This window comes from Acetanaerobacterium elongatum, from assembly GCF_900103835.1.
Lineage (GTDB): Bacteria > Bacillota > Clostridia > Oscillospirales > Ruminococcaceae > Acetanaerobacterium > Acetanaerobacterium elongatum.
Genome location: NZ_FNID01000003.1, coordinates 50507 through 74878, shown reverse-complemented (window position 1 = coordinate 74878; position 24372 = coordinate 50507). Strand labels below are relative to the sequence as shown.

The 24372-nt window shown below is 51.9% G+C and carries 23 protein-coding genes; 15 read left to right on the top strand and 8 right to left on the bottom strand.

Annotation, left to right across the window (positions count from 1 at the left end; all coding sequences use genetic code 11):
• Nucleotides 1–4: 4 nt before the first annotated feature.
• From polA to tsaD, 6 genes are all read left to right on the top strand, one after another.
• Nucleotides 5–2593 carry a DNA polymerase I gene (polA, locus tag BLR50_RS01585; protein ID WP_092637819.1) on the top strand — a complete coding sequence of 863 codons (2589 nt, stop codon included), beginning with the start codon at nucleotides 5–7 and terminating at the stop codon, nucleotides 2591–2593.
• Nucleotides 2594–2688: 95 nt separating this feature from the next.
• The gene (locus BLR50_RS01580) at nucleotides 2689–3204 is read left to right on the top strand and encodes a low molecular weight protein arginine phosphatase (protein WP_162840286.1); all 516 of its coding nucleotides are present in this window, start codon (nucleotides 2689–2691) and stop codon (nucleotides 3202–3204) included.
• Entirely contained in the window at nucleotides 3188–3649 is a 462-nt protein-coding gene (gene rimI / locus BLR50_RS01575; RefSeq protein WP_092637815.1) for a ribosomal protein S18-alanine N-acetyltransferase, read from the top strand. Before BLR50_RS01580 ends, rimI begins: the two co-directional genes overlap by 17 nt.
• Before the next feature lie 26 nt (nucleotides 3650–3675).
• Nucleotides 3676–4428 carry an HAD-IIIA family hydrolase gene (locus BLR50_RS01570; RefSeq protein ID WP_205408647.1) on the top strand — a complete coding sequence of 251 codons (753 nt, stop codon included), beginning with the start codon at nucleotides 3676–3678 and terminating at the stop codon, nucleotides 4426–4428.
• Between the two features lie 30 nt (nucleotides 4429–4458).
• A complete protein-coding gene (locus BLR50_RS01565; RefSeq protein WP_092637811.1) occupies nucleotides 4459–5061 on the top strand; it encodes a DUF6064 family protein in 603 nt (200 codons plus the stop codon).
• Between the two features lie 53 nt (nucleotides 5062–5114).
• Nucleotides 5115–6122, top strand: coding sequence for a tRNA (adenosine(37)-N6)-threonylcarbamoyltransferase complex transferase subunit TsaD (gene tsaD / locus BLR50_RS01560; protein ID WP_092637809.1), 1008 nt, complete (start codon nucleotides 5115–5117; stop codon nucleotides 6120–6122).
• Between the two features lie 73 nt (nucleotides 6123–6195).
• On the opposite strand, the gene BLR50_RS01555 is transcribed toward tsaD, so the two are convergent.
• Nucleotides 6196–6834: an epoxyqueuosine reductase QueH gene (locus BLR50_RS01555; protein ID WP_092637807.1), complete on the bottom strand. Its 639-nt coding sequence runs from the start codon at nucleotides 6832–6834 to the stop codon at nucleotides 6196–6198.
• Nucleotides 6835–7088: 254 nt separating this feature from the next.
• On the opposite strand from BLR50_RS01555, the gene BLR50_RS01550 reads away from it, so the two are divergent.
• Nucleotides 7089–7712 carry a CPBP family intramembrane glutamic endopeptidase gene (locus BLR50_RS01550; RefSeq protein WP_162840285.1) on the top strand — a complete coding sequence of 208 codons (624 nt, stop codon included), beginning with the start codon at nucleotides 7089–7091 and terminating at the stop codon, nucleotides 7710–7712.
• Nucleotides 7713–7869: 157 nt separating this feature from the next.
• Here the strand turns inward: BLR50_RS01550 and BLR50_RS01545 are convergent, their stop codons facing one another.
• On the bottom strand, nucleotides 7870–8322 hold the full coding sequence (locus BLR50_RS01545) for a zinc ribbon domain-containing protein (protein ID WP_092637802.1): 453 nt from the start codon (nucleotides 8320–8322) through the stop codon (nucleotides 7870–7872).
• A gap of 296 nt (nucleotides 8323–8618) precedes the next feature.
• Between BLR50_RS01545 and BLR50_RS01540 the strand changes: the two genes are divergently transcribed.
• The 7 genes from BLR50_RS01540 (at nucleotide 8619) to BLR50_RS01510 (ending at nucleotide 16744) form a co-directional block, all read left to right on the top strand.
• Complete coding sequence (locus tag BLR50_RS01540; protein ID WP_092637800.1) at nucleotides 8619–9317, top strand: response regulator transcription factor; 699 nt, start codon at nucleotides 8619–8621, stop codon at nucleotides 9315–9317.
• Entirely contained in the window at nucleotides 9277–10923 is a 1647-nt protein-coding gene (locus tag BLR50_RS01535; RefSeq protein ID WP_092637798.1) for a sensor histidine kinase, read from the top strand. Before BLR50_RS01540 ends, BLR50_RS01535 begins: the two co-directional genes overlap by 41 nt.
• A gap of 181 nt (nucleotides 10924–11104) precedes the next feature.
• Nucleotides 11105–12697: an efflux RND transporter periplasmic adaptor subunit gene (locus tag BLR50_RS01530; RefSeq protein WP_162840284.1), complete on the top strand. Its 1593-nt coding sequence runs from the start codon at nucleotides 11105–11107 to the stop codon at nucleotides 12695–12697.
• Nucleotides 12694–14064 carry an ABC transporter permease gene (locus BLR50_RS01525; protein WP_092637794.1) on the top strand — a complete coding sequence of 457 codons (1371 nt, stop codon included), beginning with the start codon at nucleotides 12694–12696 and terminating at the stop codon, nucleotides 14062–14064. Before BLR50_RS01530 ends, BLR50_RS01525 begins: the two co-directional genes overlap by 4 nt.
• Nucleotides 14065–14101: 37 nt before the next feature.
• On the top strand, nucleotides 14102–14815 hold the full coding sequence (locus BLR50_RS01520; protein WP_092637792.1) for a hypothetical protein: 714 nt from the start codon (nucleotides 14102–14104) through the stop codon (nucleotides 14813–14815).
• A 65-nt stretch (nucleotides 14816–14880) separates the two neighbouring features.
• Complete coding sequence (locus tag BLR50_RS01515) at nucleotides 14881–15555, top strand: ABC transporter ATP-binding protein (RefSeq protein WP_092637790.1); 675 nt, start codon at nucleotides 14881–14883, stop codon at nucleotides 15553–15555.
• A gap of 283 nt (nucleotides 15556–15838) precedes the next feature.
• On the top strand, nucleotides 15839–16744 hold the full coding sequence (locus BLR50_RS01510) for an AraC family transcriptional regulator (RefSeq protein ID WP_092637788.1): 906 nt from the start codon (nucleotides 15839–15841) through the stop codon (nucleotides 16742–16744).
• Nucleotides 16745–16857: 113 nt separating this feature from the next.
• On the opposite strand, the gene BLR50_RS01505 is transcribed toward BLR50_RS01510, so the two are convergent.
• Together BLR50_RS01505 and BLR50_RS01500 are read right to left on the bottom strand one after the other, a co-directional pair.
• On the bottom strand, nucleotides 16858–17919 hold the full coding sequence (locus BLR50_RS01505) for a type IV pilus twitching motility protein PilT (RefSeq protein WP_092637786.1): 1062 nt from the start codon (nucleotides 17917–17919) through the stop codon (nucleotides 16858–16860).
• A 297-nt stretch (nucleotides 17920–18216) separates the two neighbouring features.
• Nucleotides 18217–19905, bottom strand: coding sequence for a GspE/PulE family protein (locus tag BLR50_RS01500; protein ID WP_092637784.1), 1689 nt, complete (start codon nucleotides 19903–19905; stop codon nucleotides 18217–18219).
• A gap of 223 nt (nucleotides 19906–20128) precedes the next feature.
• Between BLR50_RS01500 and BLR50_RS01495 the strand changes: the two genes are divergently transcribed.
• Nucleotides 20129–20908, top strand: a complete 780-nt coding sequence (locus BLR50_RS01495; RefSeq protein WP_162840283.1) for a prepilin peptidase — start codon at nucleotides 20129–20131, stop codon at nucleotides 20906–20908.
• Nucleotides 20909–20957: 49 nt separating this feature from the next.
• Here the strand turns inward: BLR50_RS01495 and BLR50_RS01490 are convergent, their stop codons facing one another.
• Genes BLR50_RS01490 through BLR50_RS01475 form a run of 4 tightly spaced genes read right to left on the bottom strand, consistent with a single transcriptional unit; the run spans nucleotide 20958 to nucleotide 24358 of the window.
• Nucleotides 20958–21716, bottom strand: coding sequence for a sigma-70 family RNA polymerase sigma factor (locus BLR50_RS01490; protein ID WP_092637780.1), 759 nt, complete (start codon nucleotides 21714–21716; stop codon nucleotides 20958–20960).
• A 35-nt stretch (nucleotides 21717–21751) separates the two neighbouring features.
• Nucleotides 21752–22321 carry a type II secretion system protein gene (locus BLR50_RS01485; protein WP_205408646.1) on the bottom strand — a complete coding sequence of 190 codons (570 nt, stop codon included), beginning with the start codon at nucleotides 22319–22321 and terminating at the stop codon, nucleotides 21752–21754.
• Nucleotides 22322–22346: 25 nt separating this feature from the next.
• Nucleotides 22347–22703 (bottom strand): prepilin-type N-terminal cleavage/methylation domain-containing protein, encoded by a 357-nt coding sequence (locus tag BLR50_RS01480; RefSeq protein WP_162840282.1) that lies wholly within the window; start codon nucleotides 22701–22703, stop codon nucleotides 22347–22349.
• A 26-nt stretch (nucleotides 22704–22729) separates the two neighbouring features.
• Entirely contained in the window at nucleotides 22730–24358 is a 1629-nt protein-coding gene (locus BLR50_RS01475; RefSeq protein ID WP_092637773.1) for a type IV pilus modification PilV family protein, read from the bottom strand.
• Nucleotides 24359–24372 lie beyond the last annotated feature (14 nt).

Sequence of the window (24372 nt, the reverse complement as noted above, 5' to 3'; positions counted from 1 at the left end):
ACTCATGAAGCTGCTGGCAGTGGATGGAAACAGCATCCTCAACCGCGCATTCTACGGCATCAAGCTCCTCACCACCAAGGACGGCACCTACACCAATGCCGTCTACGGCTTTATGAATATCCTGCTCAAGGTGTGCGACGACATTAAGCCAGACGGTGCCGCCGTGGCGTTTGACCTGCACGCGCCCACCTTCCGCCATAAGATGTTCGACGGCTACAAGGCGGGGCGCAAGGGCATGCCGGACGAGCTGCGCGCGCAGGTGCCGCTCATTAAGGAGCTGCTCACTTCTCTTGGTTACAGTATTGTGGAAAAGGAAGGCTATGAGGCCGACGACATCCTGGGCACCCTCGCGAAGGCATGCGAGAAGAGCGGGGACGAGTGCGCAATTGTTACCGGAGACCGCGACAGCCTGCAGCTGATTTCGGATAAAACAACGGTACGCCTGGCCGCCACCAAGATGGGCAGGCCGGAAACCGTCATCTACGATGTGGACAAGATTAAAGAGGTGTATGGCGTTACCCCGGGGCAGATGATTGACATCAAGGCGCTGATGGGCGACGCAAGCGACAATATCCCCGGCGTTGCGGGCATTGGAGAGAAGACCGCTCTTACGCTGATACAGGCCTACCATGATATTGATAGCCTCTATAAAAGCCTAGACACCGCCGCCGATATCAAGGACGGTGTAAAAGCAAAGCTCAAGGCCGGCGAGGAGTCGGCGCGCATGAGCTATACTCTGGCCACCATCTGCTGCGAGGTGCCGATTGAAACCTCGCCCGCCGCTTATACAAAGGCCGGCGGCGACCCAAGCCACGCGGCGGCGCTGATGAACCGGCTGGAGCTGTTCTCGCTGCTTAAGCGGTTAAACCTTACGGCTGTACCAACCGTTTTACCCAAAGCGGAGGAGAAGCCCGCGGGCGTGAAGATCCTGCTGGACCCTACCGCCGAGGATATCGGAACGCTTATACAAGCTGCAAACCCGCTGTGCTTTTTGTGCCGGTTTGAGGGTGACGAGCTTACCGCCCTCTACCTGTATGCCGACGGCACCATTGCGGCGACCGACCGTGCCGGCCAATACTTTGAAGCATTTGTTCGCACGGTGTTTGAATCGGATGTGCAAAAGGTAACACATGATGTAAAACCCGTCTATCACTGGGCTTTTGAGCATACGATAGAACTGAAAAACGTGGTGTGTGACCTTGCACTTGCCGCTTATTTGATTAACCCGCTGGCCTCCAGCTATGAGCTTGACCGCCTGTGTGCCGAGTATGCCGTTACGCCGTTTGATACCCCCTTTCTGCCCGACCTTGTGGGGATTGCCTCGGTATACGGGCTGTACAAAAAGCTGTGGGCGAAGATTGACGAATACGCACAGGTTAATCTGTTATGCAATATCGAGATACCGCTTGCCAAGGTGCTTGCCTCGATGGAGAGCATCGGCTTTCATGTAGATATCAAGGGCATTACCGACTTTGGCAGGGCGCTGGACGTGGATATCGCGCGGCTGGCGGAGGATATTTACTCCCTTGCGGGGGGCGCGTTTAATATTAACTCCCCCAAGCAGCTGGGCGAGGTGCTGTTTGTAAGGCTAGCGCTGCCATCGGGCAAAAAAACCAAGAGCGGCTTTTCCACCAGTGCCGAGGTGCTGGAGGAGCTGCGCGGCAAGCACGAGATTGTGGATAACATTCTGGAATACCGCAAGCTCACCAAGCTCAAATCCACCTATGTGGAGGGGCTTTTGCGGCAGGCGCGCGCGGATGGCACCGTGCACACCAGCTTTAACCAGACCGAAACCCGCACCGGGCGTATCAGCTCCACCGAGCCGAACCTGCAGAACATCCCGGTACGCACCAAGCTTGGCAGCGAGATGCGCAAGTTTTTTGTGGCGGGCGAGGGCTGCACGCTTATTGATGCCGACTATTCGCAGATTGAGCTTCGGGTGCTGGCGCATATGTCAAACGATGAGAATATGATTAATGCCTTTGTGGCGGGCATCGATATCCACACCCAAACCGCCGCGCAGGTGTTCGGTATGCCGGAGGATATGGTTACCCCCCTCATGCGCAGCCGAGCCAAGGCGGTAAACTTCGGCATCGTGTACGGCATCGGGGCGTTTTCGCTTTCGCAGGATATTAACGTAAGCGTAAGTGAGGCCGATAAATATATTAAGAGCTATCTTTCCACCTACAGCGGTGTGCGCGCCTATATGGAGGACGCAATCGAGTTCGGGCGCGAGCACGGCTATGCCAAAACCATGTTTAACCGCCGCCGCAGCCTGCCCGAGATTACCGCCGCCAACCGCAACATCAAGGCATTCGGTGAGCGGGTGGCGATGAATACCCCCATTCAGGGAACCGCCGCCGATATTATTAAAATCGCCATGGTAAAGGTATTTGAGCGCCTGAAGCGGGAGGGCCTGCAGTCGCGGCTGATTTTGCAGATTCACGATGAGCTGATTGTGGAAGCACCGCTTAATGAAGCTCAAGCCGCCGCGAGGATATTGCAGGAAGAGATGGAGAATGCGGTGAAGCTGCGGGTTCCGCTGCTGGTAGATGCCCACACCGGAGCAAACTGGTATGCTGCAAAAGGGTAGAGACAGATAAGGCCGCAATGCAGCTTAGATACAACACAATGCACCAGACAACATAACAAACAACAGAAGAAAAGAAGAGGGGACAGCCAATGGATATGAAGAAGATATTGTTTGTATGTACCGGCAATACCTGCCGCAGCCCGATGGCACAGGGCCTGTGCCAGAAGTACATCTCTGAAAACGCGCTGGTGGGGCAGTTTGGCTGCGCAAGCGCGGGGCTGGATGTAAAGAAGGGTGCACGTATCAGCGAAAACGCCTTGATCGTGATGAACGAGATCGGCGTAGACATGTCTTCTCACCGCGCAAAGATGGTTACGGCCGAGATGATGCAGGAGGCCGACTGCGTTTTTACCATGTCCAGCACCCACAAGAACATGCTGGAGGCTTTATTCCCAAAAGACGCAAACAAGATTCGTGTTTTGGGGCACCCGATCTTTGACCCGTACGGGCAGAACCTTGAATTCTACCGTTTTTCACGCGACAGCTTAAAGGATAAGGTATATACTGCAATGGATGAGTTCAGAGAAGACCTGGCCAGACAGAAAGCACTTGAAGAGGAGGAACAGCACAAGGCAGAGCTGTTCGGAGGGATTTATGGAAGATACTATTGATCGACAACCTATTGAAATCGTACCGTTTGAGGCAGCGCACCTAGAGACGCTTGCAGAGCTGGAGCGGCAGTGCTTTTCGTCGCCGTGGAGCTACGAAGGCCTGCTGGAGGAGCTCTCCAACCCCATGGCGGTGTTCCGCGTAGCCCTGGTAGACGGGAAGGTCGTGGGCTATATCGGGATGCACCATGTGGTGGATGAGGGCTATATCACCAACATCGCCGTTTTTGAAGAGTTTCGCCGCAAGGGGATCGGCCGCCTGCTGCTGCAGGAGCTGAAGGATTACGGCAAGGAGAACGACATGGCGTTTATTACGCTGGAGGTTCGCTGCTCCAACCTTGCCGCCATTGAGCTGTACCGTGCCGAGGACTTTGAGGTTGCAGGCATGCGCAAGGGCTTTTACACCGGCCCCACCGAGGATGCGCTGATTATGACCTATACATATTAGTCTGTTAGTAACAGCGAAAAGAAGTAATGATGAAAGCAGTATTTATAGATAGAGACGGAACCATCGGCGGCGGGAATGATGTAACGCTGCCAAAGGATTTTCAGCGATTCCCGTTTACCCAGCAGGCGCTTGAGTTATTAAAAAACCATGGGTTTATGCTGATTGCCTTTACCAACCAGCCCGATATTTCACGGGGAAAATGCAGGATGGAGGATTTTGAACAAGAGCTTGCCACGTTTGGTTTTGATGATACCTGTATCTGCCCGCATCAGCAAGAAGAGAACTGCCGGTGCCGCAAGCCGGGTACCTTGATGATTACCGAGATGGCAAAAAAGTACAAGCTCAACCTGTCAGAGTGCTTTGTGATCGGCGACCGATGGAGCGATATGCTTGCGGGTATGCGCGCCGGTACAAAAACGGTACTGGTGCTCACGGGCGCGGGCAGGGATGCACTGGGCGTTGACCGCGACAAATGGGATAGCGGCAGAGTGAGCTATATCGCCGACGACCTTTTGGCCGCTTGTAAGTGGATTATTAGAACCAGAGTGGAGAATGACATGAAAAGATATTCAAAGGCATCTTTGATAGGCATCATCATCTCGCTGCTTGCCGTGCTGATTTCGGTGGTTAATATCATCTATTGTGCGATAAACGGGGAACCCATGAATTCTGCCATCACCATATTGTGTTCTACGATAGCGATTCTGTGTTCCAATATCGCTATTGCAGAAAGTAATAAAAAGAAGCCAAAAGAACTAGCGCGTTCTAAGAATATATGACTTTTTGACAAAGGGTGGCACAATAAGAGTATGGACGCGCAGGCATTCTGGGATGTGATAGGCCGGTATAATCAGACAACATGGCCAATACAAATAGGCTTACTGTTATTGATAGTGATAAGCCTGACAGCGGCCTTTCTGCATAAAACGGTGTGGCTTCCCAAGATCGCTTTGGGCATAACGAATCTGTATATTGCCGTTGTATTCTTCCTCATCTTTGGAACCGAGCCGATACAAACCTACTTTGCTTTTCCGCTGTATATCGGCGTAGGCATGCTGTTTTTATGGGAAGGCATCAGGCACCGGGGCAGTAAATTCACCCCGTTTAATAAGCTGCAGTGGGTGCTGCTGGGCCTGGTAGCTATCTACCCGATGGTATCCCTATGTTTGGGCCATTCCTTTCCTCAGATGGTCGTGTATATCATGCCCTGCCCGATTGTCAGTTTGAGTATTGTGGTGTATGCCGCTTACCGGCACCGAAACAAGCTGCTGCTTGCCCTGCTGACGATATGGGGCTTAACGGGGGTAAAGTCGTTTTTCTTCAACGCATTAGAGGACGTTATCCTGCTGATTTGCGGCATCTATTGCCTTTGCCTGTTAATTTCAGAATTCAAGCGTGCCAGAAAGGCGTAACTATCCGGCGGAAGGTTTGTTCCGCCAAGAAAAGAAAGACTGGGATTATTTAAATGATTATACTCGCAATCGAATCCTCCTGTGACGAAACCGCCGCTGCTGTGGTGGAAAACGGCCGTACGGTACGTTCCTCGGTGGTGGCCTCACAGATAGAAGAACACCGCCGCTTCGGCGGCGTAGTGCCCGAAATAGCCTCGCGCATGCACACCGAGGCCATCGTACCCGTTACCGCCCAGGCCTTGGAACAGGCGGGCATAACGCTTAAGGAGGTTGACGCGGTGGCGGTAACCTACGCGCCGGGCCTAATCGGGGCGCTGCTGGTGGGGGTAAACTTTGCCAAGGGGCTGTGCATTGCCGAAAACAAGCCGCTTGTCCCCGTGCATCACATTAAGGGGCACATCGCGGCAAACTATATCGCCCACCCCGAGCTCAAGCCGCCCTTTCTGTGCCTGGTGGCCTCGGGCGGGCACAGCCATATCATTATGGTGGAGGATTACACACGCTTTCGCGTAATCGGGCGCACGCGGGACGACGCCGCGGGCGAGGCGTTTGATAAGGCCGCGCGCGCGATGGGTTTCCCATACCCCGGCGGTGTATTTATCGACAAAGCGGCGGCGCAGGGCAACCCGAAAGCCTACCCGCTGCCCCGCCCCAAGGTGGCGGACAGTGAGTTTGATCTAAGCTTTTCGGGCCTGAAAACCGCAGTAATCAACCAGCTGCACAACGCCCAGCAGAAGGGCGAGGAGATTAACACAAACGATATGGCGGCCTCGTTCCAGAGCGCGGTGGTGGAAACCCTAACCTCGCGCCTGATGACTGCGGCCGCGCAGAACCAAAGCACCGCGGTGGTGGTTGCGGGCGGCGTGGCGGCCAATTCGGGGCTGCGCACGGCACTTACCGAGGCATGCGACAAGCATCGGCTTACCCTGTATATGCCGCCGCTCTCGCTCTGCGGCGACAATGCCGCGATGATCGGCGCGCAGGGCTATTACGAATACCTTGCGGGCAACACGGCAGACCTTACGCTAAATGCACGCGCCAGCATGGCAGTGGATGAATAGCTTTTTATTATAGAGCCTAAAAATGAGACCGGCTTTGGAAGCGGATTGAATGCCGCTTTCCGTAAGCCGGTTTTTATATATTCTCTTTGTGCCGCCGCTCGCTTTGGGCTTTGGAGTAAACGCACCCGCAGTAATCCTGCCGGTAGAGGCCGTATTCCTGAGAAAGGGCGATAGAGCGCTTGTAGCCGTCCTTTTTCTTAAAGTCGGCACTCAGATGGCGTACCCCATACTCCTGTGCAAGCCGCTCCCCGATTTCGTTGAGCTTCTGTGCATTTTTGTAGGGGCTTATCGAAAGCGTGGTGGTAAAGTAATCAAACCCGCCCTTTGCCGCCGCTTCAGCGGCCTCGCGCAGCCGCAGCTCGTAGCAGCGCGCACAGCGCTCGCCGCCCTCGTTTTCGTCCTCCAGCCCCTTCGCAAGTGCATAAAACTGCTCGGGGGTATAACGCCCCTCTATCAGCTTTACGGGGTTTTTAAGCGGGAAGGCTGAGATAAAGCGTTTAAGCTCGTCCAGCCGCTTTTGGTATTCCGCCTCGGGTGCGATGTTGGGGTTGTAGTACAGCACCGTAATGGCAAAGGCTTGAGCCAGATATTCCAACACATAGCTCGAGCAGGGCGCACAGCAGGCGTGCAGCAGCAGTGTCGGCGTGCGACCAGCCGACTGTTCCCGAGCGATAACGGTATCCAGTTCCTTTTGATAGTTGCGGCTCATCATTACTATACGGTTCCTTCAATCAAATATGCAATATCACACATGATTTGGCTTTATACTAAGATTCGATTAACCAGCATATGATGCAGTTCTTCATCAATGGGTTTATCTAAGATTAGTATTACAATAGCACAATAAGCACTGACAAGCAAGTATACACAGTTATCAGAGATTGAACGGTGCAGAAATATCTGGTATAATAGCCCTGTCATACTTCTTTGGTTAAGAAAAATATTATGACAGCAGGGGTTTTATCGTTGAAAACGCGACAGTTGTTAAAGAACATTATACCATTGGCCTTAATGACCATACTTTGCTTCGTAAAGCCCAGCGGGCTTGCAGTACCGTTTGCAATTCTTTATATGCTCATTGAAAAATTCGTAACCAAAACCCCTTTTTCAGAGCTCGGGTTGAATATCAAAGGGCTGTTAAAGCATATCCAAAAGTATTGGTGGCTGATGCTGCTGCCGGTGGTTTCGGGTATTACTGCGGTTATTTTATCAAAATTCCTGGTACCGGAGTTCTTTGCACATGTGCTTGAACGTACCAAGCCGATTTTGGTAATGGATAAGCTCGCGCTGCTTATCCCGCAGCTGCTGATACTGGCACTGGGGGAGGAAATAGCCTTCCGGGCGTTTATGCAGGGTAAGCTTGCGCACTGCATCAAGCCGGTTTGGGCAATTGGGGTAACGTCGCTTGTATTTGCGCTTGCACACCTTTCACCGGGGGCACCGTTGGTAGTTGCCTACGATGTTTTGTTTGTTTTCATCGACAGCTTATTTTATGGCGCACTGTTCTATAAAACCAACAACGTTTATGTATGCACGATTTCACACTTTATAGCCAATCTCGTTGGTATTCTGATCATAATGCTTTTTTAAATTAAATCTGTTCAGTAAACCGAATACAAGCACAAGGCGGGTGCAGTATATGCCCCCGCCTTGTGCTTTATGCAGAAAACCTTATTATTGACAATGAAAAACGCTATGCTACACTTGAACTGTGAATATGGGCGCACTAAAAGGACTGGTTACCTTATCACGGATAGGTGTTAAAGCTCCCTCCGTCATACATCGACAAGCCCAGAGCGATGACAATCACATAGATGATGGTTACCAGCACTGAAATAATCACGCTTAAGAGCAGCACCGCACGGGCATAGTTCTTTTTGTTGGGGTTTTCGCTGGAGCTGAAGGCCCATATCAGCAGCATAATGAACCCAACAAACGGAATGCCCGAAAGAAGCATCATGCCTATGTAGCTGCCCATGCCAAGAACAGGTGCCATGTTGGTGTTCTGGGGCGCAGCAGGGTAAACGGGCGGTGCCTGATATACCGGCCTCGGCGGCTGGTATTGGGGCGGCGGTGGGGGCGGTACCTGATACTGGGGGGCGGCTGCAGCAGGCGGGGATACCTGCCGGCCGCATGAAGGACAGAACTGGCCATTCGGGTCAATCGGTGAGCCGCAGCTAGGGCAGTTGAGTTCTGGCATTTACATTTCCTCCTCATAACTTTATAAAAAACCAAAATGAACGATAGATTATGTAACATTTTATCATATTTAAAAACTTTCGGCAAGAGAAACACCGTTTTAACAGCATGTACATTTTAGAAAAGCGAAGTATGTGGTTTTTATGGCTGAGAAGGACAGAGGATTTTTTAAAGACTTAACACCTTTCCAACACATTTGTATGGTATTTTATAATCAAATATTACCGCGCCCGGCTACTCTGATGAGTTTTAAATTGATTAACCAGGGCCGTGTAACCGGAAGGGCAGTGAAATACAATGGAAACTAAGATACTGATTGCGGAGGACGAAGAAAAGATACGCCATATTGTAGCAAGCTACCTGGTGCGCGAGGGCTATCGGGTAATCGAGGCGGGCGATGGGCAGGAACTGATTGATAAATTTTCTCAGCATGAGGACGCCTCGCTGATTATTCTGGATGTGATGATGCCAAGAAAGAACGGCTTTGAGGTGTGCCGCGAGGTTAGGCAGCATTCGGATATTCCGGTGCTGATGCTCACGGCCAGAGATACCGAAAATGACGAGGTTACCGGTTTTAACTGCGGGGCCGACGAGTATATCGCAAAGCCGTTCAGCCCCAAGATTCTTGTAACGCGCGTAAAAAACCTGCTGCGGCGCACCGCCTCGGGAGATTTAAGCGACATCACCCTCGGGCAGCTGTGCATCCATTACAGGGAGCGCGCGGCATTCATCGGCACCACACAGCTTACCCTTACGCCCCGGGAGTTTGACCTTTTATACTATCTGGCGAAGAACAAGAATATTGTGCTTTCACGCGACCAGATTCTTTCCGGGGTGTGGGATATCGATTATGTGGGTGACGACCGCACCGTAGATACCCACATCAAGTGCCTGCGAACCAAGCTGGGTAGCTTTGGGGCAAGGATTATCACACTGAGAAAGGTGGGGTATAAATTTGAGTGGAACAACGAAACAGAGCACAGCACCCAAGGCTAAACCCCGTAAGGGTACTGTGCCTTGGAGCAAAATTCCCCGAAACAAGGTGTTTTGGGGAATCAAGAAAAAACTGTTCCTGATTATACTGGTTATCCTCTGCTTAAATGTGGTAGTGCTGTTGTTCGCGGGCTCGGCGTTGTTTGAGTCGCTCTACCAGTTCAGCAAGTTCGCGGAACTGAGGCAGGCCGCGGGTGCGATAAAAAGCACCTATCAGCAAAGTCCTTCGGATATCTACAACGAAATCTACTCCCTTGAGGGTAAGAACAGCATGACCTACCTGCTTTCGCTCAGCGAGGACAAAAGCAGCATCAACATCGAATACAGCAGCCGCCCGCAGGAAGAGCCCGGGGATAAGACTGATATCCCGCAGTTGCCCGGCAAGGGCGACGGAAAATGGGCGCACGGCGGAGAAGATATATGGAATGTGCAGCGGTTCATCCTCAGCCAATCGATTCTTGACGATATGAAGGCCCTGACACTCGCCGAACTGAAAACCGGTATTCACGGCAACGACCGCATGCAGATGCTCTACGTGCTTACCAAGCTTGACGATAACCTGTACCTGTATATCGAATCGCCCAAGTCCTACATCAAGTCAATAGCCGATCTGGCGGTGCAGTATACCGCACTGCTTTCCATCGTTATTCTGCTGGCGGGAACGGTGCTCATCTATTTTATGGTTGGGCGCATTACCAAGCCGATTCAAAGCGTGCAGCAGGTTGCCGATAGGCTTGCAAACCTTGATTTCTCTCAGCGCTGCGAGGTGCGCGGCGGTGACGAGATCGCACTGCTGGCTGCAAGCGTGAATAACATGTCACTGCAGCTGGAGTCGAACATCTTAACCCTGCGCGAGGCAAACACGGTGCTGCAAAACGACCTTGAGCGTCAGCAGCAGATTGATAAGATGCGCAAGGAGTTTATCGCCAACGTTTCGCACGACTTTAAAACCCCCCTTACATTGATTATCAGCTATGCCGAGGCGTTGCGCGACGAGGCCGCCGATGACCTAAGCCGCGAATATGCCGACATCATTATCGACGAAGGCAACCATATGTCGTCGCTGGTAGGCAGGCTGTTGCGTCTGTCACAGCTTGAAAGCGGTATGGAGCAGCTGCACCCCGATAACTTCTGCGTAAGCGACGTGCTCGACGAGGTGGTAAACAGCCACAAGCTGATTGCGCAGAAGAAGAATCTTACGGTTGAGCGGGCCTTTGAGGAGCCGTTTATTGTGCGCGCCGATTATCAAAAGCTATTGCAGGTGCTGATTAACCTGTTTGATAATGCCGTAAAGTACACCCCTCAGGGGGGAAGGATTGAGGTAAGCACCAAGCTCAGTGAGGGCAAATGTCTGGTTTCGGTGTATAACTCCGGCTCCAGTATTCCGCCCGAGGATATCGAGAACATCTTTTTAAGCTTCTACCGCGCCAACAAGGCAAGAACGCGTGATACCCAGAGCTACGGCCTTGGGCTTGCGATTGTGAAAACCATCATGGAGCTGCACCATAACCGCTACGGGGTAAGGAATGTTTCCGACGGTGTGGTGTTCTGGGTGGAGCTTGATATCGCGGAGTTTGGTGAGACAACCTCTGAGGAAAACGCGGAATAAAAAAGTAAAACAAAATAACTGCTTTCGGGCGAATCTGCCACGGAAGCAGTTATTTTTTTACGCTAAATACAAACACCATTCATAATTTATAGCAAAAGCTATCACCTTTCCATCACAAAACTATCATATGATTTTGCTAACATACACCAGAGCACTTTACAACGGAGCAGGAGGCCAAATAATGGACGGTACGAAATCAACGTTTTTCTCCAAACACAAGAAGCTGCTGATTATCTCTGCGGCGGTGATTGTTGTCGCGGGTGCGGCGGCGGTTACCGCAATTGTGGTTTTTAGCGGCAAAAGCGCGCAGCAGCAGAATCAAACCCAGTATAAAGAAACCACGGTTACCAGGGGCGATATTACGGTGGGCATTACCGAAACCGGTACGGCGGCCCTTGAAACCACCTCTATTACATATGATTTTACTGCGGATGTGGAAACAATCAACGTCAAGGCGGGCCAGCGGGTGAATAAGGGCGATGTGCTTGCCACGCTTACCACCGACAGCCTGCAGACCGAGCTGGTTAAGGCCGAGCTTGAGCTTCAAAAGAACAAGCTTGCGCTCAGTCAGGCACAGGTAGACCAGAAGGTGCAGAAGGTTGCGTCTGAATATACCTACAAAAGCAATCAGGCGCTGGAAACCGCCGCCCCGCAGCAGTATACCGCAACGGTTGACTCGTTAAACAGCGAGCTGGCCACGGTAAAGGAAACAATGAGCAACGCCCAAAGCAAGATCAGCGAGTATAACGACTATTTTGACGATCTTTCAACCACCTATGACCTTACCGCACTGCATGACAAGGTGGTTACCACGCAGAAGGCCGAAACCGACGCCAAAGCGGCCTATGACCTTGATACCAGCAACGAGGATAAAAAGGCCGCGTACGAGGCGGCAAAGGCGGCGCATGACGAGGCGGTGAAGGCGTATACCAATGCCTATAACCTGTATACCGCAAGCTATAACGATATAGCCACCAAGCTGGAGGAAGCGCAGAACCAGTATGACACGGCAAAGCTGAAGTATGAAAAGCTGATAGCCTCCATTACACTGGACACCTTAACCGCGGAATCCAAAAAAGAGCAGAGCCTTACCACAAGTGAGAACGCCAAGCTGCTGTATGAGATAGATACCGCGAAAACCAACAACGAAATTGCCACCCAAAAGCTTACAATCAAAACGCTGGAGCTGCAGATTGAGGAGATTAAGAAAAAGCTTGAGAACACCACGGTAACCTCCCCCTGTTCCGGCCTTGTGATGTCGGTGGGCTATGCGCCGGGCGACACCATTACCAAGAACAACGCGCTTTTTACCATCTCGAACAGCGAGAACGTCTATGCCACCGTTAGCGTTGCGCAGGAGGATATCAACTCCATCGCAATCGGTGATTCCGCGCAGGTGAGCCTTGACGCATTTGAGGGTACCACCTTTGAGGGAACGGTAGACAGCGTGGCCACCAGCCCCGCGCGCACGGCCTCCTCTACGGTAAGCTACACCGTTACGGTAAAACTTTCGGGTGATACCGCTAAGATTTATGAGGGCATGACAGGCGATGTGACCTTTATCTCCAAGCAAAAAAAGAACGTGCTGTATATTCCAAACCGTGCAATTTATATAGAGAACGACAAGCAGTATGTGAAAACCAAGGATTCAAGCGGCAACATTCAGGCGATTGAGGTAACCACCGGCTTTTCGGACGGCACCAATGCGGAGATTACCTCGGGCTTGAGTGAAGGAGATGTTGTGCTCATCGAAGGCAAGGTGACAGCAAAATGAGGCTGAGCGAGCTGATACACCTTGTATGGATTAATATCATCGAAAACAAGTTTAAGGTGCTGCTTACCTCGCTTGGCATTATTGTAGGCGCAGCAACCATCGTGCTGGTAATCGCCATCGGGCGCGGCGGGCAGATGGACGTTGCCGACCAGTTTAAAAACCTGAGTGCGGGCGCCATTGAGGTGACCAACCGCATTACCACCGGCTTTGATATGGGTGCTATGATGGGCGGAGGTATGCCGGAGGGGGGAGGACCACCCAGTGACGGAGGAGGTTCACGCAGCGGCGGCGGAATGCCCGGCGGAGGAGGTATGCCCAGCGGCGGCTTTGGCGGCGGGAATACCGGTAAGTCCGGCTCAAACAGCTTTCGCAGCGGCGGTATGGGTAACATGATGAGCATTACACTTTCGGAGGATGATCTGGAAGAGATTAAGCTTTTCGTGCCGGACGTGTCGGTAGCCACCATTTCGGCCAACACCAAAAAGTCGGTGCTGGGCGGCAACCTTGAGGAGGAAACCGATTATACCGTAGCGGGCGTGAAACCGGAATATGCCGATATCAGCAACCTGCAGATGGCTATCGGCGACTTTATTACCGAAGAAAGCGATACAAAGTCGGAGAAAATCTGCGTAATTGGTTATTCGGTTGCACTGGATATGTTCGACAGCCTGATGGAGGCGTATGAGAGCACCATTGAGATTGACGGCAGAAGCTACACCGTAGTGGGCGTATTGCAGGAGATGGGCTCGGTATCCTCCGGCATCAGCCCTGACGAGGCGGTATTTGTGCCTTATTCCACCGCCGAAAAGTATGTGATCGGCAGAACAATCTCGCCACAGATTACTGTTGTGGCCGACGATATCAGCAAGGTGAGCACGGTGATGGAGAACATCCAGTCGGTGCTCAGCGACCGCCACAACGGCGCAACGTTTACGGTAACCGATGCCGGCAGCAAGATGGAGGCGGCTACCCAGTCGGCCAACACCCTTTCGCTGCTGCTGATTGCGGTGGCAAGCATTGTGTTTATCGTAGGCGGCATTGGAATTATGAACGTACTGTTTGTATCGGTAAAGGAGCGCACGCGCGAAATCGGTGTGCTTAAGGCGCTCGGTGCCTCAAAGCGCGATATCCTGATGGAGTTTTTGCTTGAGGCAAATGCCATCAGCACCTTCGGCGGCATTGTCGGCGTGGCCGCAAGCTTCGCCCTTGTGCCGCTCGTACGTTACACGGGCATGCGGGTAGAACCCAACCTCACCGGTGCACTGCTGGCATTGTTATTTGCGGTGGTAACGGGCACCGTATTCGGCTTTTACCCCGCGTTCAAGGCGGCCTCGCTGATTCCGATTGAGGCGCTGAATCAGGAGTAATAAGGTTTTAAGAATATTTTAGGAGGACATCACTGACATGAAGAAATTATTAGGGCTTATTTTAACGGCATTGCTGCTATTCTCCGGTTGTGCCCAACAGGGGGCTGCTCAGAGCTCGCAGCCTGCGGAAAATCAAAAGAATACCAAGGGGGCAACCGCCTCGCAGCTTGCCGAGAACCAGACGCGCGTTTATGGCAAGATTCAGGAGATTAACGGCAACGAGATTGTGCTTGCGGTAGGCACCATGAAAATGCCGGTGGGAGCCAGCGGAAACATGCAGCCCGGGGGGAGCGGCAATATGAAACCGGGCGAAAGCGGGAACGGGAAGAATCGGCCCGACTTCGGTAACGGCGGGGCAGACGCACCAACGCCTCCGGACGGACAGGCCCCGCAGGGGGATATGACGACGCCCGACGGGAAGACGCGCCCGAGCGGCGGGATGCCGGGTTTAGATAATCAGGGCGGTCAAAATAATACCGCAAGCGGCAGCTCCGGCGGTAAAACCGGCCGGGGCAGCAAAGGCGGCGGTATGCCGGGCGGCACTGGGGGCGGATTCTCGGTAGAGCTTACCTATACGGGCGAAACCAAGACATTGCAGATACCGGTAGGGCTGAAGATTACAACAGGCATGGGAGCAAACGCCAAGGAATCGGATTTCACCGCTCTTGCCAAGGATAATGTGATTGCGGTAGTGCTTGAAAAGAGCAGCGACGGCACCGAAAAGGTGGTTTCCGTAAGGCTGATGAGCTGATAACCTAGCCGATGGGTATTAGGATAAAATAGTACGCGTTACAGCAAGAGAGGAACCCGAAGTTTATGATAGACATGAAAAACATCTCAAAATCCTATCAGGTTGGTACGGAGAAGCTTCAGGTGCTAAGCGACATCTGCTTTTCGGTGGAGAAGGGCGATTTTGTCGCTATCCTGGGCCCGTCCGGCTCGGGAAAGTCTACCCTGATGAATATCATCGGCTGCATGGATAAGCCTGACAGCGGGGAATACTACCTTGACGGCCACGCGGTGCACAGCTACCCCGATAAAAAGCTCGCCGCCTTCCGCAACCGGGAGATCGGGTTTATCTTCCAGCGGTATCAGCTCATACCCAAGTATTCTGTACTGCAGAATGTTATCATGCCGCTGCTGCTGCGCGGGGTATCCCGAAGGGAGGCAGTGAGGCAGAGCATGGAACAGATTGAACTGCTCGGCCTTGCGGAGCGTCTTGCCCACAAGCCGAGCGAGCTTTCGGGCGGGCAGCAGCAAAGGGTGGCGATTGCCCGCGCATTGGTTGGCGACCCCGCCATTCTGCTGGCCGACGAGCCTACCGGTGCGCTGGACAGCAGCACCGGCAAGGAGGTGCTGCAGCTTTTTACCAAGCTAAACGAGATGGGCAACACCATTATTATGATTACCCACGACCTGAATGTTGCTGCCTATGCCAAGCGGGTGGTGAGGATTGTTGACGGCAGGCTGTATACCAATCAGGAAGCATAATTACTTTCCGCCTACTTCTTTTCCCTCAAATAGAAATGCCGAAAGCGAAGGGAGCAATTCCTTCGCTTTCGGCGTAGTATGCCGTTATATATTCTGCTATTACTTGATGAAACAGGTAAATTTGTGTACAATAAAATCGGATAAAAGCTAACCGTTTAGCCGAGATGCCGGGCAGCTTCCGGTATTTTTGCACCCTAACCCTGAAACCTTGCAGCTTTGAACACCGATTATCAGGAAAGCTCCCTTTTAAATTGATATACTCCTATTGTAAGGAGGTGCTGCTATGGATATGCTAAGACTGTTTAACGGCGCGATGGACTACATCGAACAAAACCTTGAAGGTAGGATTGATTACGATCAGCTGGCAAGGCTTGTGTGCAGCTCGCAGTTTCAGTTTGCGCGGATGTTCTCGTTTTTGGCGGGGGTGCCACTTTCGGAGTACATCCGGCGCCGACGCATGACGCTTGCCGCGTTTGAGCTGCAGAACAGCGAGGTGAAGGTGATCGATCTGGCGCTGAAATACGGCTACGAATCACCCGAGGCATTCACGCGCGCATTTGTATCGGTACACGGCATGCCTCCCTCGGCGGCGCGCACCGAGGGGGTACACCTGAAGGCCTACCCGCAGATCTCCTTTCAAATAACGATACAAGGAGTAACGAAGATGGATTACAGAATTGTTGAGCGGGAAGCATTCACGGTTTACGGCATTGAGCGGATATTTGATATGACCGGCGACAGAAACCTTATTGAGATTCCGAGGTTCTGGAAGGAATGCTATGACAACGGCGAGGTAGATAAACTGGGCGAGACTTCCGGCATGGTATGCGGCGTGGGGGATTCCGGCCGTTGCCCGGTAGGGGGCCTCTGCAGCTACGAAAGCGATAAACTCAAGGCACCGTACTTCCCTTATATGTTGTTTGTGGAAAAGACCGAGAAAAGTAACAGCGACGGCTACACCGAGGTGGTGGTTCCCGCCTCTACCTGGGCGGTGTTTCGGTCGGAGGAATACACCGACGGTGACGGCAGCGTTACCGCGGCCTGCCAGAACCTTTACAAGCGTATCTACGGCGAATGGTTCCCCACCGCCAGCTATACGTTGATTTCAGGTTATGAGCTTGAGATTTATTACTGGAGTAAAACCGGCAAGACGTATATGGAGGTTTGGCTCCGCGTGCAGCCGAAATAATTGTAAAGCTAATTGTCTCATACCAAACACGCAAACCGGCGTGGTAATATACAGCCTCCGCTTGAGCAAACAAACGGAGGCTGTTTTATATTTATAAATTGATAACTGTATGCCTAGAATTCCCCGGCCAGATACCGCTTGAGGTTATCCGTATCCATGGTGCGCAGGAACGCCATCTCCTTGGAGATGACGCCTGTTTTTACCAGCTTCGCCAGATGGTAATCCATCGACTGCATGCCAAGCTGGATGCCGGTTTGAATGCAGGAGTTGATCTGGTGGGTTTTGCCCTCGCGGATGAGGTTGGCGATGGCATCGGTGGTGAGCATAATCTCCAAGGCCGCCACGCGCCCCTTGCCGTCGGCTAAGGGGACAAGCTGCTGGGTGATAACCCCCTCCAGAATACTTGCGGTTTGAACACGGATCTGCTGCTGCTGGTGCGGGGGGAACACGTCGATAATACGGTCTACCGTGTTGGCGGCGCCGTTGGTGTGCAGGGTGGAGAGTACTAAGTGCCCCGTTTCGGCTGCCGTAACCGCTGCCGCTACCGTTTCCATATCGCGCATCTCGCCCACGAGTATCACGTCGGGGTCCTCACGCAGGGCGGCGCGCAGGGCGGCGGCGAACGACTGGGTATCCTCGCCGATTTCGCGCTGGTTTACCATCGAGTTCTGGTGGCGGTGCAGGTATTCAATCGGGTCTTCGATGGTGATTACATGTGCGCGGCGGTTTTTGTTGATGTAATCCACCATTGCCGCAAGGGTAGTGGACTTGCCGCTGCCCGTAGGCCCGGTGAGCAGCACCAGCCCGCGCGGTTTCATCGCAAGCATCTTTAAACAGTCGGGCATGTGCAGCTGGTCAAGGGTGGGTATCTCCTGCACCAGCAGGCGGATGGCGGCGCCGAAGCTGCCGCGCTGCTTGTAGGCATTTACGCGAAAGCGCCCGCCGGGCATAACAAACGAAAAATCCACCTCGCCCTTTTGCTTTAAGACTTCCAACCGCTCACTGCTGAGCATGGAGGAGACAAGGCGGTTGGTATCTTCCGGCATCAGCACGGGGTATTCCTCCAGCATCACCAGATCACCGTTAACACGCGCAATGGGGGGCTTGCCAACCGTTATGTGCAGGTCGGAAGCCATTCGCTCCCGCGATACCGTAAGCAGTTCTTCTATGGTCATCCGCTTTCACGCCTTTCAAAGACTGTATAGCCGTAATATGATTTCACAAAGTAAAACGATCAAAACCGTTCCCTACGAAAGGGCAAAAAACAGAAGGCAGAGAGCAGACAGGGTCTGCCATGCAAATTCTGTCCCCTTCTCTTTTTCCTTTGTCCTCTGTGGGGGCGCGCATTGCGCGTTCAGCACAAATCGGTAATCTCATGAATGCCGCGGCCGGCCGATGGCCGCCCCTATAAGGGTTTATCTGGGATTATAGTACCGGAACGACACTCAGGTCGCTCGCTGCGGATTCGGGTTTTATACGCTGTAGGTAACCTTGATGAGCTCTTCGGTGGTGGTAACGCCCGAAAGCACCAGCTGCGTAAGGTTTTGGCTTAGGAAGGTGGTGCCCTGTGTGGCAACATAGTCGCGGATTTCGTCATCAGAGGCCCGCTTAGCAATCATCGCTCTTGCTGTTTTATCCACTACCACAACCTCGTGGATGGCGGTTCGGCCCTTGTAGCCCGTATTGCTGCAGAAGGGGCAGCCCTTGCCGCGGTAAAGGGTGGCGGGCTTGTCGATTCCAAGCATTATCATCTCTTCGGGGGAGGATTCGTAGGCCTCTTTACAGTTGGGGCAGATCTTTTTTACAAGGCGCTGCGCTAAGATGCCCACCACCGAGGAGGAAACCAGATAAGCTGGCACGCCCATATCCACCAGACGGGTGATGGCCGAAACCGCGTCGTTGGTGTGCAGGGTGGAGAGCACCAGATGGCCGGTAATCGCCGCGCGGATGGCGATCTGCGCCGTTTCGCTGTCGCGGATTTCACCGATCATGATGATGTCGGGGTCCTGCCTTAGAATCGAGCGCAGGCCGTCGGCAAAGGTAAGCCCGGCCTTGGGGTTTACCTGAACCTGATTAACCCCTTCCATGCGGTATTCCACCGGGTCTTCTACCGTTACGATGTTCACCTCACTGGTGTTGAGCTGACGAAGCACTGCGTAGAGTGTGGTGGATTTACCGCTGCCCGTAGGGCCGGTAACGAGAATAATGCCGTGTGGGCTCTTGATGATATGGTCAAACAGCTCAAGGTTCTTTTGGGCAAAGCCTAACTGCTGGATGGTCATGTTGGAGGTGTTCTGGGTGCCCAGCACACGGATAACCGCCTTTTCACCCGTAACGGTGGGCAGTATAGAAAGGCGGATATCGGCGGTTATGCCCTCCGCCGGCATCTCAAAGCGCCCGTCCTGCGGTATGCGGCGCTCGGCTATATTTAGGCCCCCCATGATTTTAAGCCTTGTAATCAGTGTGTTGTGGGCAGCTACATTCAGGCGCATCTGGTCGGTTAAAACGCCGTCGATGCGCATGCGAATCTTGGAATGGGTACGGGTAGCCTCGATATGCACATCGCTCGCGCCCAGCTGTATGGCATTGGAGACGATGGAGTTGATTAGGCGTACGATAGGTGCGCTGTCGATGCGCTCGTCCATCTCGCTGGACATAGCCTCGATCTCTTTTTGGGTAAAGAACTCCTCATTAACATCCGAGGCGGCCTGACGTGCCTGCTGCTGGGTGTAGAATTTCTCTATCATGCGGCGCACCTGAGAGGGGGTGGAAAGCACCGCCTTTACCTCGCACCGCGATTCAAAGCGAACATCCTCGATGGCATAGAAGTTCATAGGGTCGCTCATGGCAACCGTCAGGTAGTTCCCGCTGCGTGCAATGGGGATGAGCGAGTATTTTCTGGCGGTGCTTTCCTGTATGGTATGCACCGCGTCGGGGTTGATGGTGGTACTTTCAAGGTCTACAAAATCAACGTGCAGACGCTGCTGCAGGCACTGCATCAGGTTTTTTTCGGTGATGTAGTTCAGCTCGATCATAACATCCCCCAGGCGCTTTCCGGGGGTCTTTTTTTGTTCAGCCAGCGCGCTGGTGAGCTGTTCGGGTGTGATAAAGCCTGCGTCTAGCAATAACTGCCCAAGGGGAAGATTTCGTTGTTGAACCATTTCAATACCGCCTTTTTATCAGAATAACGGAAGTGATGACTAAACATTTATAATAAGTGGCGCGTAAGAATATCTATTTACAAAAAGCCAAATATATTGCCATTTTTCTACTTCTATTATAGAATGGGATTATCGAATAATCAACCAAAACTACTATTTAGAAATAGCGTGACAAGTTGTTCACGCTATTATGCCGCCACTATGGCAGCGGAATGGAGTTTATATGCCATATACATTCTTTTACCCGGCCTGTGTTGTTTTAGCAGGGCTGCTGGGCCTTTTGTTCGGCAGCTTTTTAAACGTGTGCATCTACCGGATTCCCAGAAAGGAATCGATTGTAACCGGCGCCTCGCACTGCACGGCCTGCGGAAAGCCGATAAAGTGGTACGATCTCTTTCCGGTGCTCAGCTATCTTGTACTGCGGGGGCGGTGCCGCGGCTGCGGGGCGAAGATCAGCGTGCGCTACCCGATAATCGAGGCGCTCAACGCCGCCTTATGGGTGGTAATCTTCCTTCGCTTTGGCTTTGCACCCGAGAGCGCTATTTACTGTGCGTTTGTAAGTGCTTTGATTGTGGCCGCGTTTATTGATATCGACACCACCGAGGTTCCGCCCGCACTAACAATATTCATCCTGGTGCTGGGGGTGGCGGCGGTTATTCTGCTTCGGGATGAGCCGTTTTATGAGCGGCTGATCGGCCTGTTTGCCGCCAGCGTGCCGCTGCTGCTTGCCGCTGTACTATCAAAGGGCGGCATGGGCGGAGGGGATATCAAGCTGATGGCGGTATGCGGGCTGGTGCTGGGGTGGAGGCTGATACTGCTTGCGCTGCTGCTCGCTGTAATAAGCGGGGCGGTTTACGGCTGCATTCTGCTGGCTAGGCATAAGAAGGGCAGGAAGTCGGAGCTGCCGCTGGTGCCGTTTTTAGCGGGAGGCATGCTCGTAAGCCTGCTGTTTGGCAATTTTATCATCACAGGGTATCTGATACTAACGGGGCTTTCAAAGTAAACTGTATTTAAACCGACAAAGAGCATTCCCTTGAGCTTTGGGAATGCTCTTAATTATGCTCATTTAATGAGCAGGCTGCGGCTTTCATTCTTGCCTTGTGTGTTAGTGTGCCAACTGCTGAATCCTCGGCGAGCAGCCCTGCCATCTCGTTTAAGCCGCTCAGCTTCAGGCGGCTCACCTTCTTTTGGTTTAGGCCCAGCTGCGCCGCCACCTGCTCCTGCGTCATCCCTTTAAAGAACAGCGCACGGATGACCTTTTGCTGCAGGCTGCTCAGTTTGCTGAGGGCTTGTGCCACCGCGATACTGTCCTCTATAGGCAGATGAAATGAGGAATACTGCAGGGTTTTAATGTTGTCCACCTCAAGCTCATCAATGCTCACCATGCCCGCGCGCATCACCTCCAGCACGCTGCTTTCGGTAACGCCCAGATGCTCGGCAATATACTGCACAGACGGCGCCTCTCCGGTTTCCTTTAATTGCTGCTCCACAATACGGTCTACCTTAGACTGCAACTCGACAATGCAGCCGGGGCGGGTGTAGGAGGCCTCCTTGCGCACATAGTGGCGAATGGTGCTGATTATACATTCCGAGGCCCAGGTGGAAAAGGCCGTTCCATAGCTCGGGTTATAGGTGGAGAGTGCCTTTAACAGCCCCTCCATGCCGGTTTGATACAGGTCTTCAAAGCCGCAGTTGCCGCCGTACAGGCGAGCAAAATGAACCACCAGCGGCTCAGCCGCTTTGGTAACCGCCGAGCAGTTTTGTTCGGTTTTATGGGCAAAATAGTTATGTGCTGCGTCGTTGATGTCCATATAAAGCTCACTGCCCTCTGCTTGTTATTGATTGTTTACGGGGTGGTGCCGGTTGGTTTGGTGAACCTGATCTCGCGGTAGGGCGGGGAGGTACCGTCGTTTTGAATGTCGTCTTTCGGAGCGGCCTGAAGAAGGTTGGCAAGGTAGATATCCTTTTTAAGGCTGTACAGCTGCTCACTGCTCTGCCTGCTTTGCACCTTGATATCCACACACAATACCTTTGCGCGCGTTCTGGAAAAGGAAATGTCAAACTTAAGCCCCTCGGTGAGCCCCTCGCTGAGCGCAACGGAATTTGCGCCTTTACCCTGAAAGACGGTAATGCCTTTGCTCTCATCGGCCGTAATGCCATAGATGGTAGCGGGAATGGCAGATATATTTGCGGTTTTGGCGCCCAGGGTGATGTCGTCGGTGGAGTAAACGCTGCCCTCGATATAATCCATCATCAGGTTTGCCGCGTTCTTGGCGTTTGAGGTATTCTGATTTTTGGCAAAAAAGCTCATGGTGGGGAAGATGAACGCCGAAATCGCTGCCATCAAGATGCCGAGAATGGCAATAGTAATCAGCAGCTCTATAAGCGTTAAGCCCTTGTTGTTTTTTAAATACATATTTTTATCCCATCCATTTTTCAGCTTACCTGGAGGGTACATAAACCTTCAGCTTTTCGCCGGTTTTATCATCTTTGGCCTCGGCAAGCTGCCCGGGGGCTTCCACTTCCGTATCGCCGCTTACAAGGTGAAAGTTAATCTTCATTTTATCCGTTATAACAGAAACACCAGGCGTGGTTTTTTCGCTCATATAGTTTTCAAGATTGGTGGTTAGCTCGGCATTGCCGCGGTTAAGCTGGGCAGCATCTCCACCAATTTTGAATATCGGCAGAAAGATGGCGGAAAAGGCCACCACCATCAGCCCAAGAATGGCAAGGCTGATGAGCAGCTCCAGCAGGGTGAGGCCCTTGTGATTATTTATAACAGCTATCTTGGTTTTCAAACGAAACCCCTCTTTTAATGCAGTGCTTATTTGTTGGTGTAAACGCCCTTGAGGTCAATACCGCCTGAAGCCCCGCCGGAACCACCACCAGAAACCTCTATTTTGCTGATACCGGGAATTTCGGGATATTTGGGAGGTTTATAGTATAGTTTTGCTCCTGCCACAAGCTGTGAAGAACCAACAATAGCATTTCCCACAAAAATGCTACCGCCACCGATTGATAAGTTACCATAAGGCATAATGATATACGCGGCCGTCTTTGCACTTCCCGATAGGGTGATATTGTTTTTGGGGTAGGGCGCAACAATACAAACTTGCGGTACAGTCGTTGATGTTATCTCTGTCTGACTTCCCGTGATACCTAAACTAGTAAAAGAAGAATAATCAAAATTGGTTACATCTTCTGCCAAATGGATAATCAACTGGTTTGGTCCGATAACCTTAGTGTGAAATTGGCTAAAAACATGGTTGTTTAATGATGCATTATTGACATATAAATTTATATTGCCGGAAGAAGTGTCAACGATAAGTGTTTGGTTGAAGTTGCTAACATTGGTTATTGTTCCAGACTGGGAAAGCGTATACGTGTTTTTCCAACCGCCATCAATATTAATCATATTGCCGCGCCACGAATCTACATAACTCTTATACACGGCATAATCAACCAAATTCTTTAACTGTTCGATAGAATCGGCATACGTCATATCAGGCATTTTAAAACTCTTTGCGGAAGGATCGGCTGTAGTGAGGATGGAAACATAATTATAAGAATTATCATTTTGGTAGACTTTTTTCGTCCCACCTAAATAAATACAATTTGATTTAGTTCTAATAGTAGAGTTACGAAAATCTGCGTTTCCCAAAGCCACAATATTTTTGGGAGTTGCAATAGTAAAACCGACTCCGCCGATGTTCTTTCCAATCATTAACAACGACTCGCTGCCCTTTGCATCAATTTTTCCGCCATCACCATATAGGCTTCCGGTGCAATAAAGATTTCCATCAACAGTGACAGACACCCTATTTAGCGTAATATCGCCGGTGGAATAGATGTTGCCACCCTTTCCGTTTTCGGACTTAACAATTGGTCCACCGCTGATACTAACTGGCCCGTCTATGTATAAATCGCCAAATATTTGTACGCCTTCTGGAAGTGCAATGGTATCATTAATCATCACGTTGCCGTGTATCTCAGCGCCACCGCTTAACGATGATGCTTTTGCATTAAACTTGGTTGCTGTCACAAGATTCTGTCCAAAAGGAAAACCAGCACTCTTTCTCTCAACTATCGCCCGCACCGTTCGATTTTTTCCTCCAAAGTCAGCCAGGGAGGAGATTTCAAAGTGTTTATCATCAACTTTTTTAACAGTAACCTGATACTTACCCATGCCGTCAACAACTTCACTCGAACCCGGAGTACCAACATAATCCTCAATATTTAATTCGGGATGATTCTTAAAATAATCCACCGCCGCAAGCACCGACGAGCGGGCGGTAAAATATGCCTGCTGGCTCTGGTAGTCGGTTACCGAGTTTATCTGTGAATTGGAAGCAAGGGCAAGCGCGGCGGTGGCAAAGATAATGAGCAGCGCAAAAACAACAATCACCAGTATCAGCGTACTGCCGCGGTGGTTTTTTAGTATGCGCACAACCATAGCTTTACCTCCTT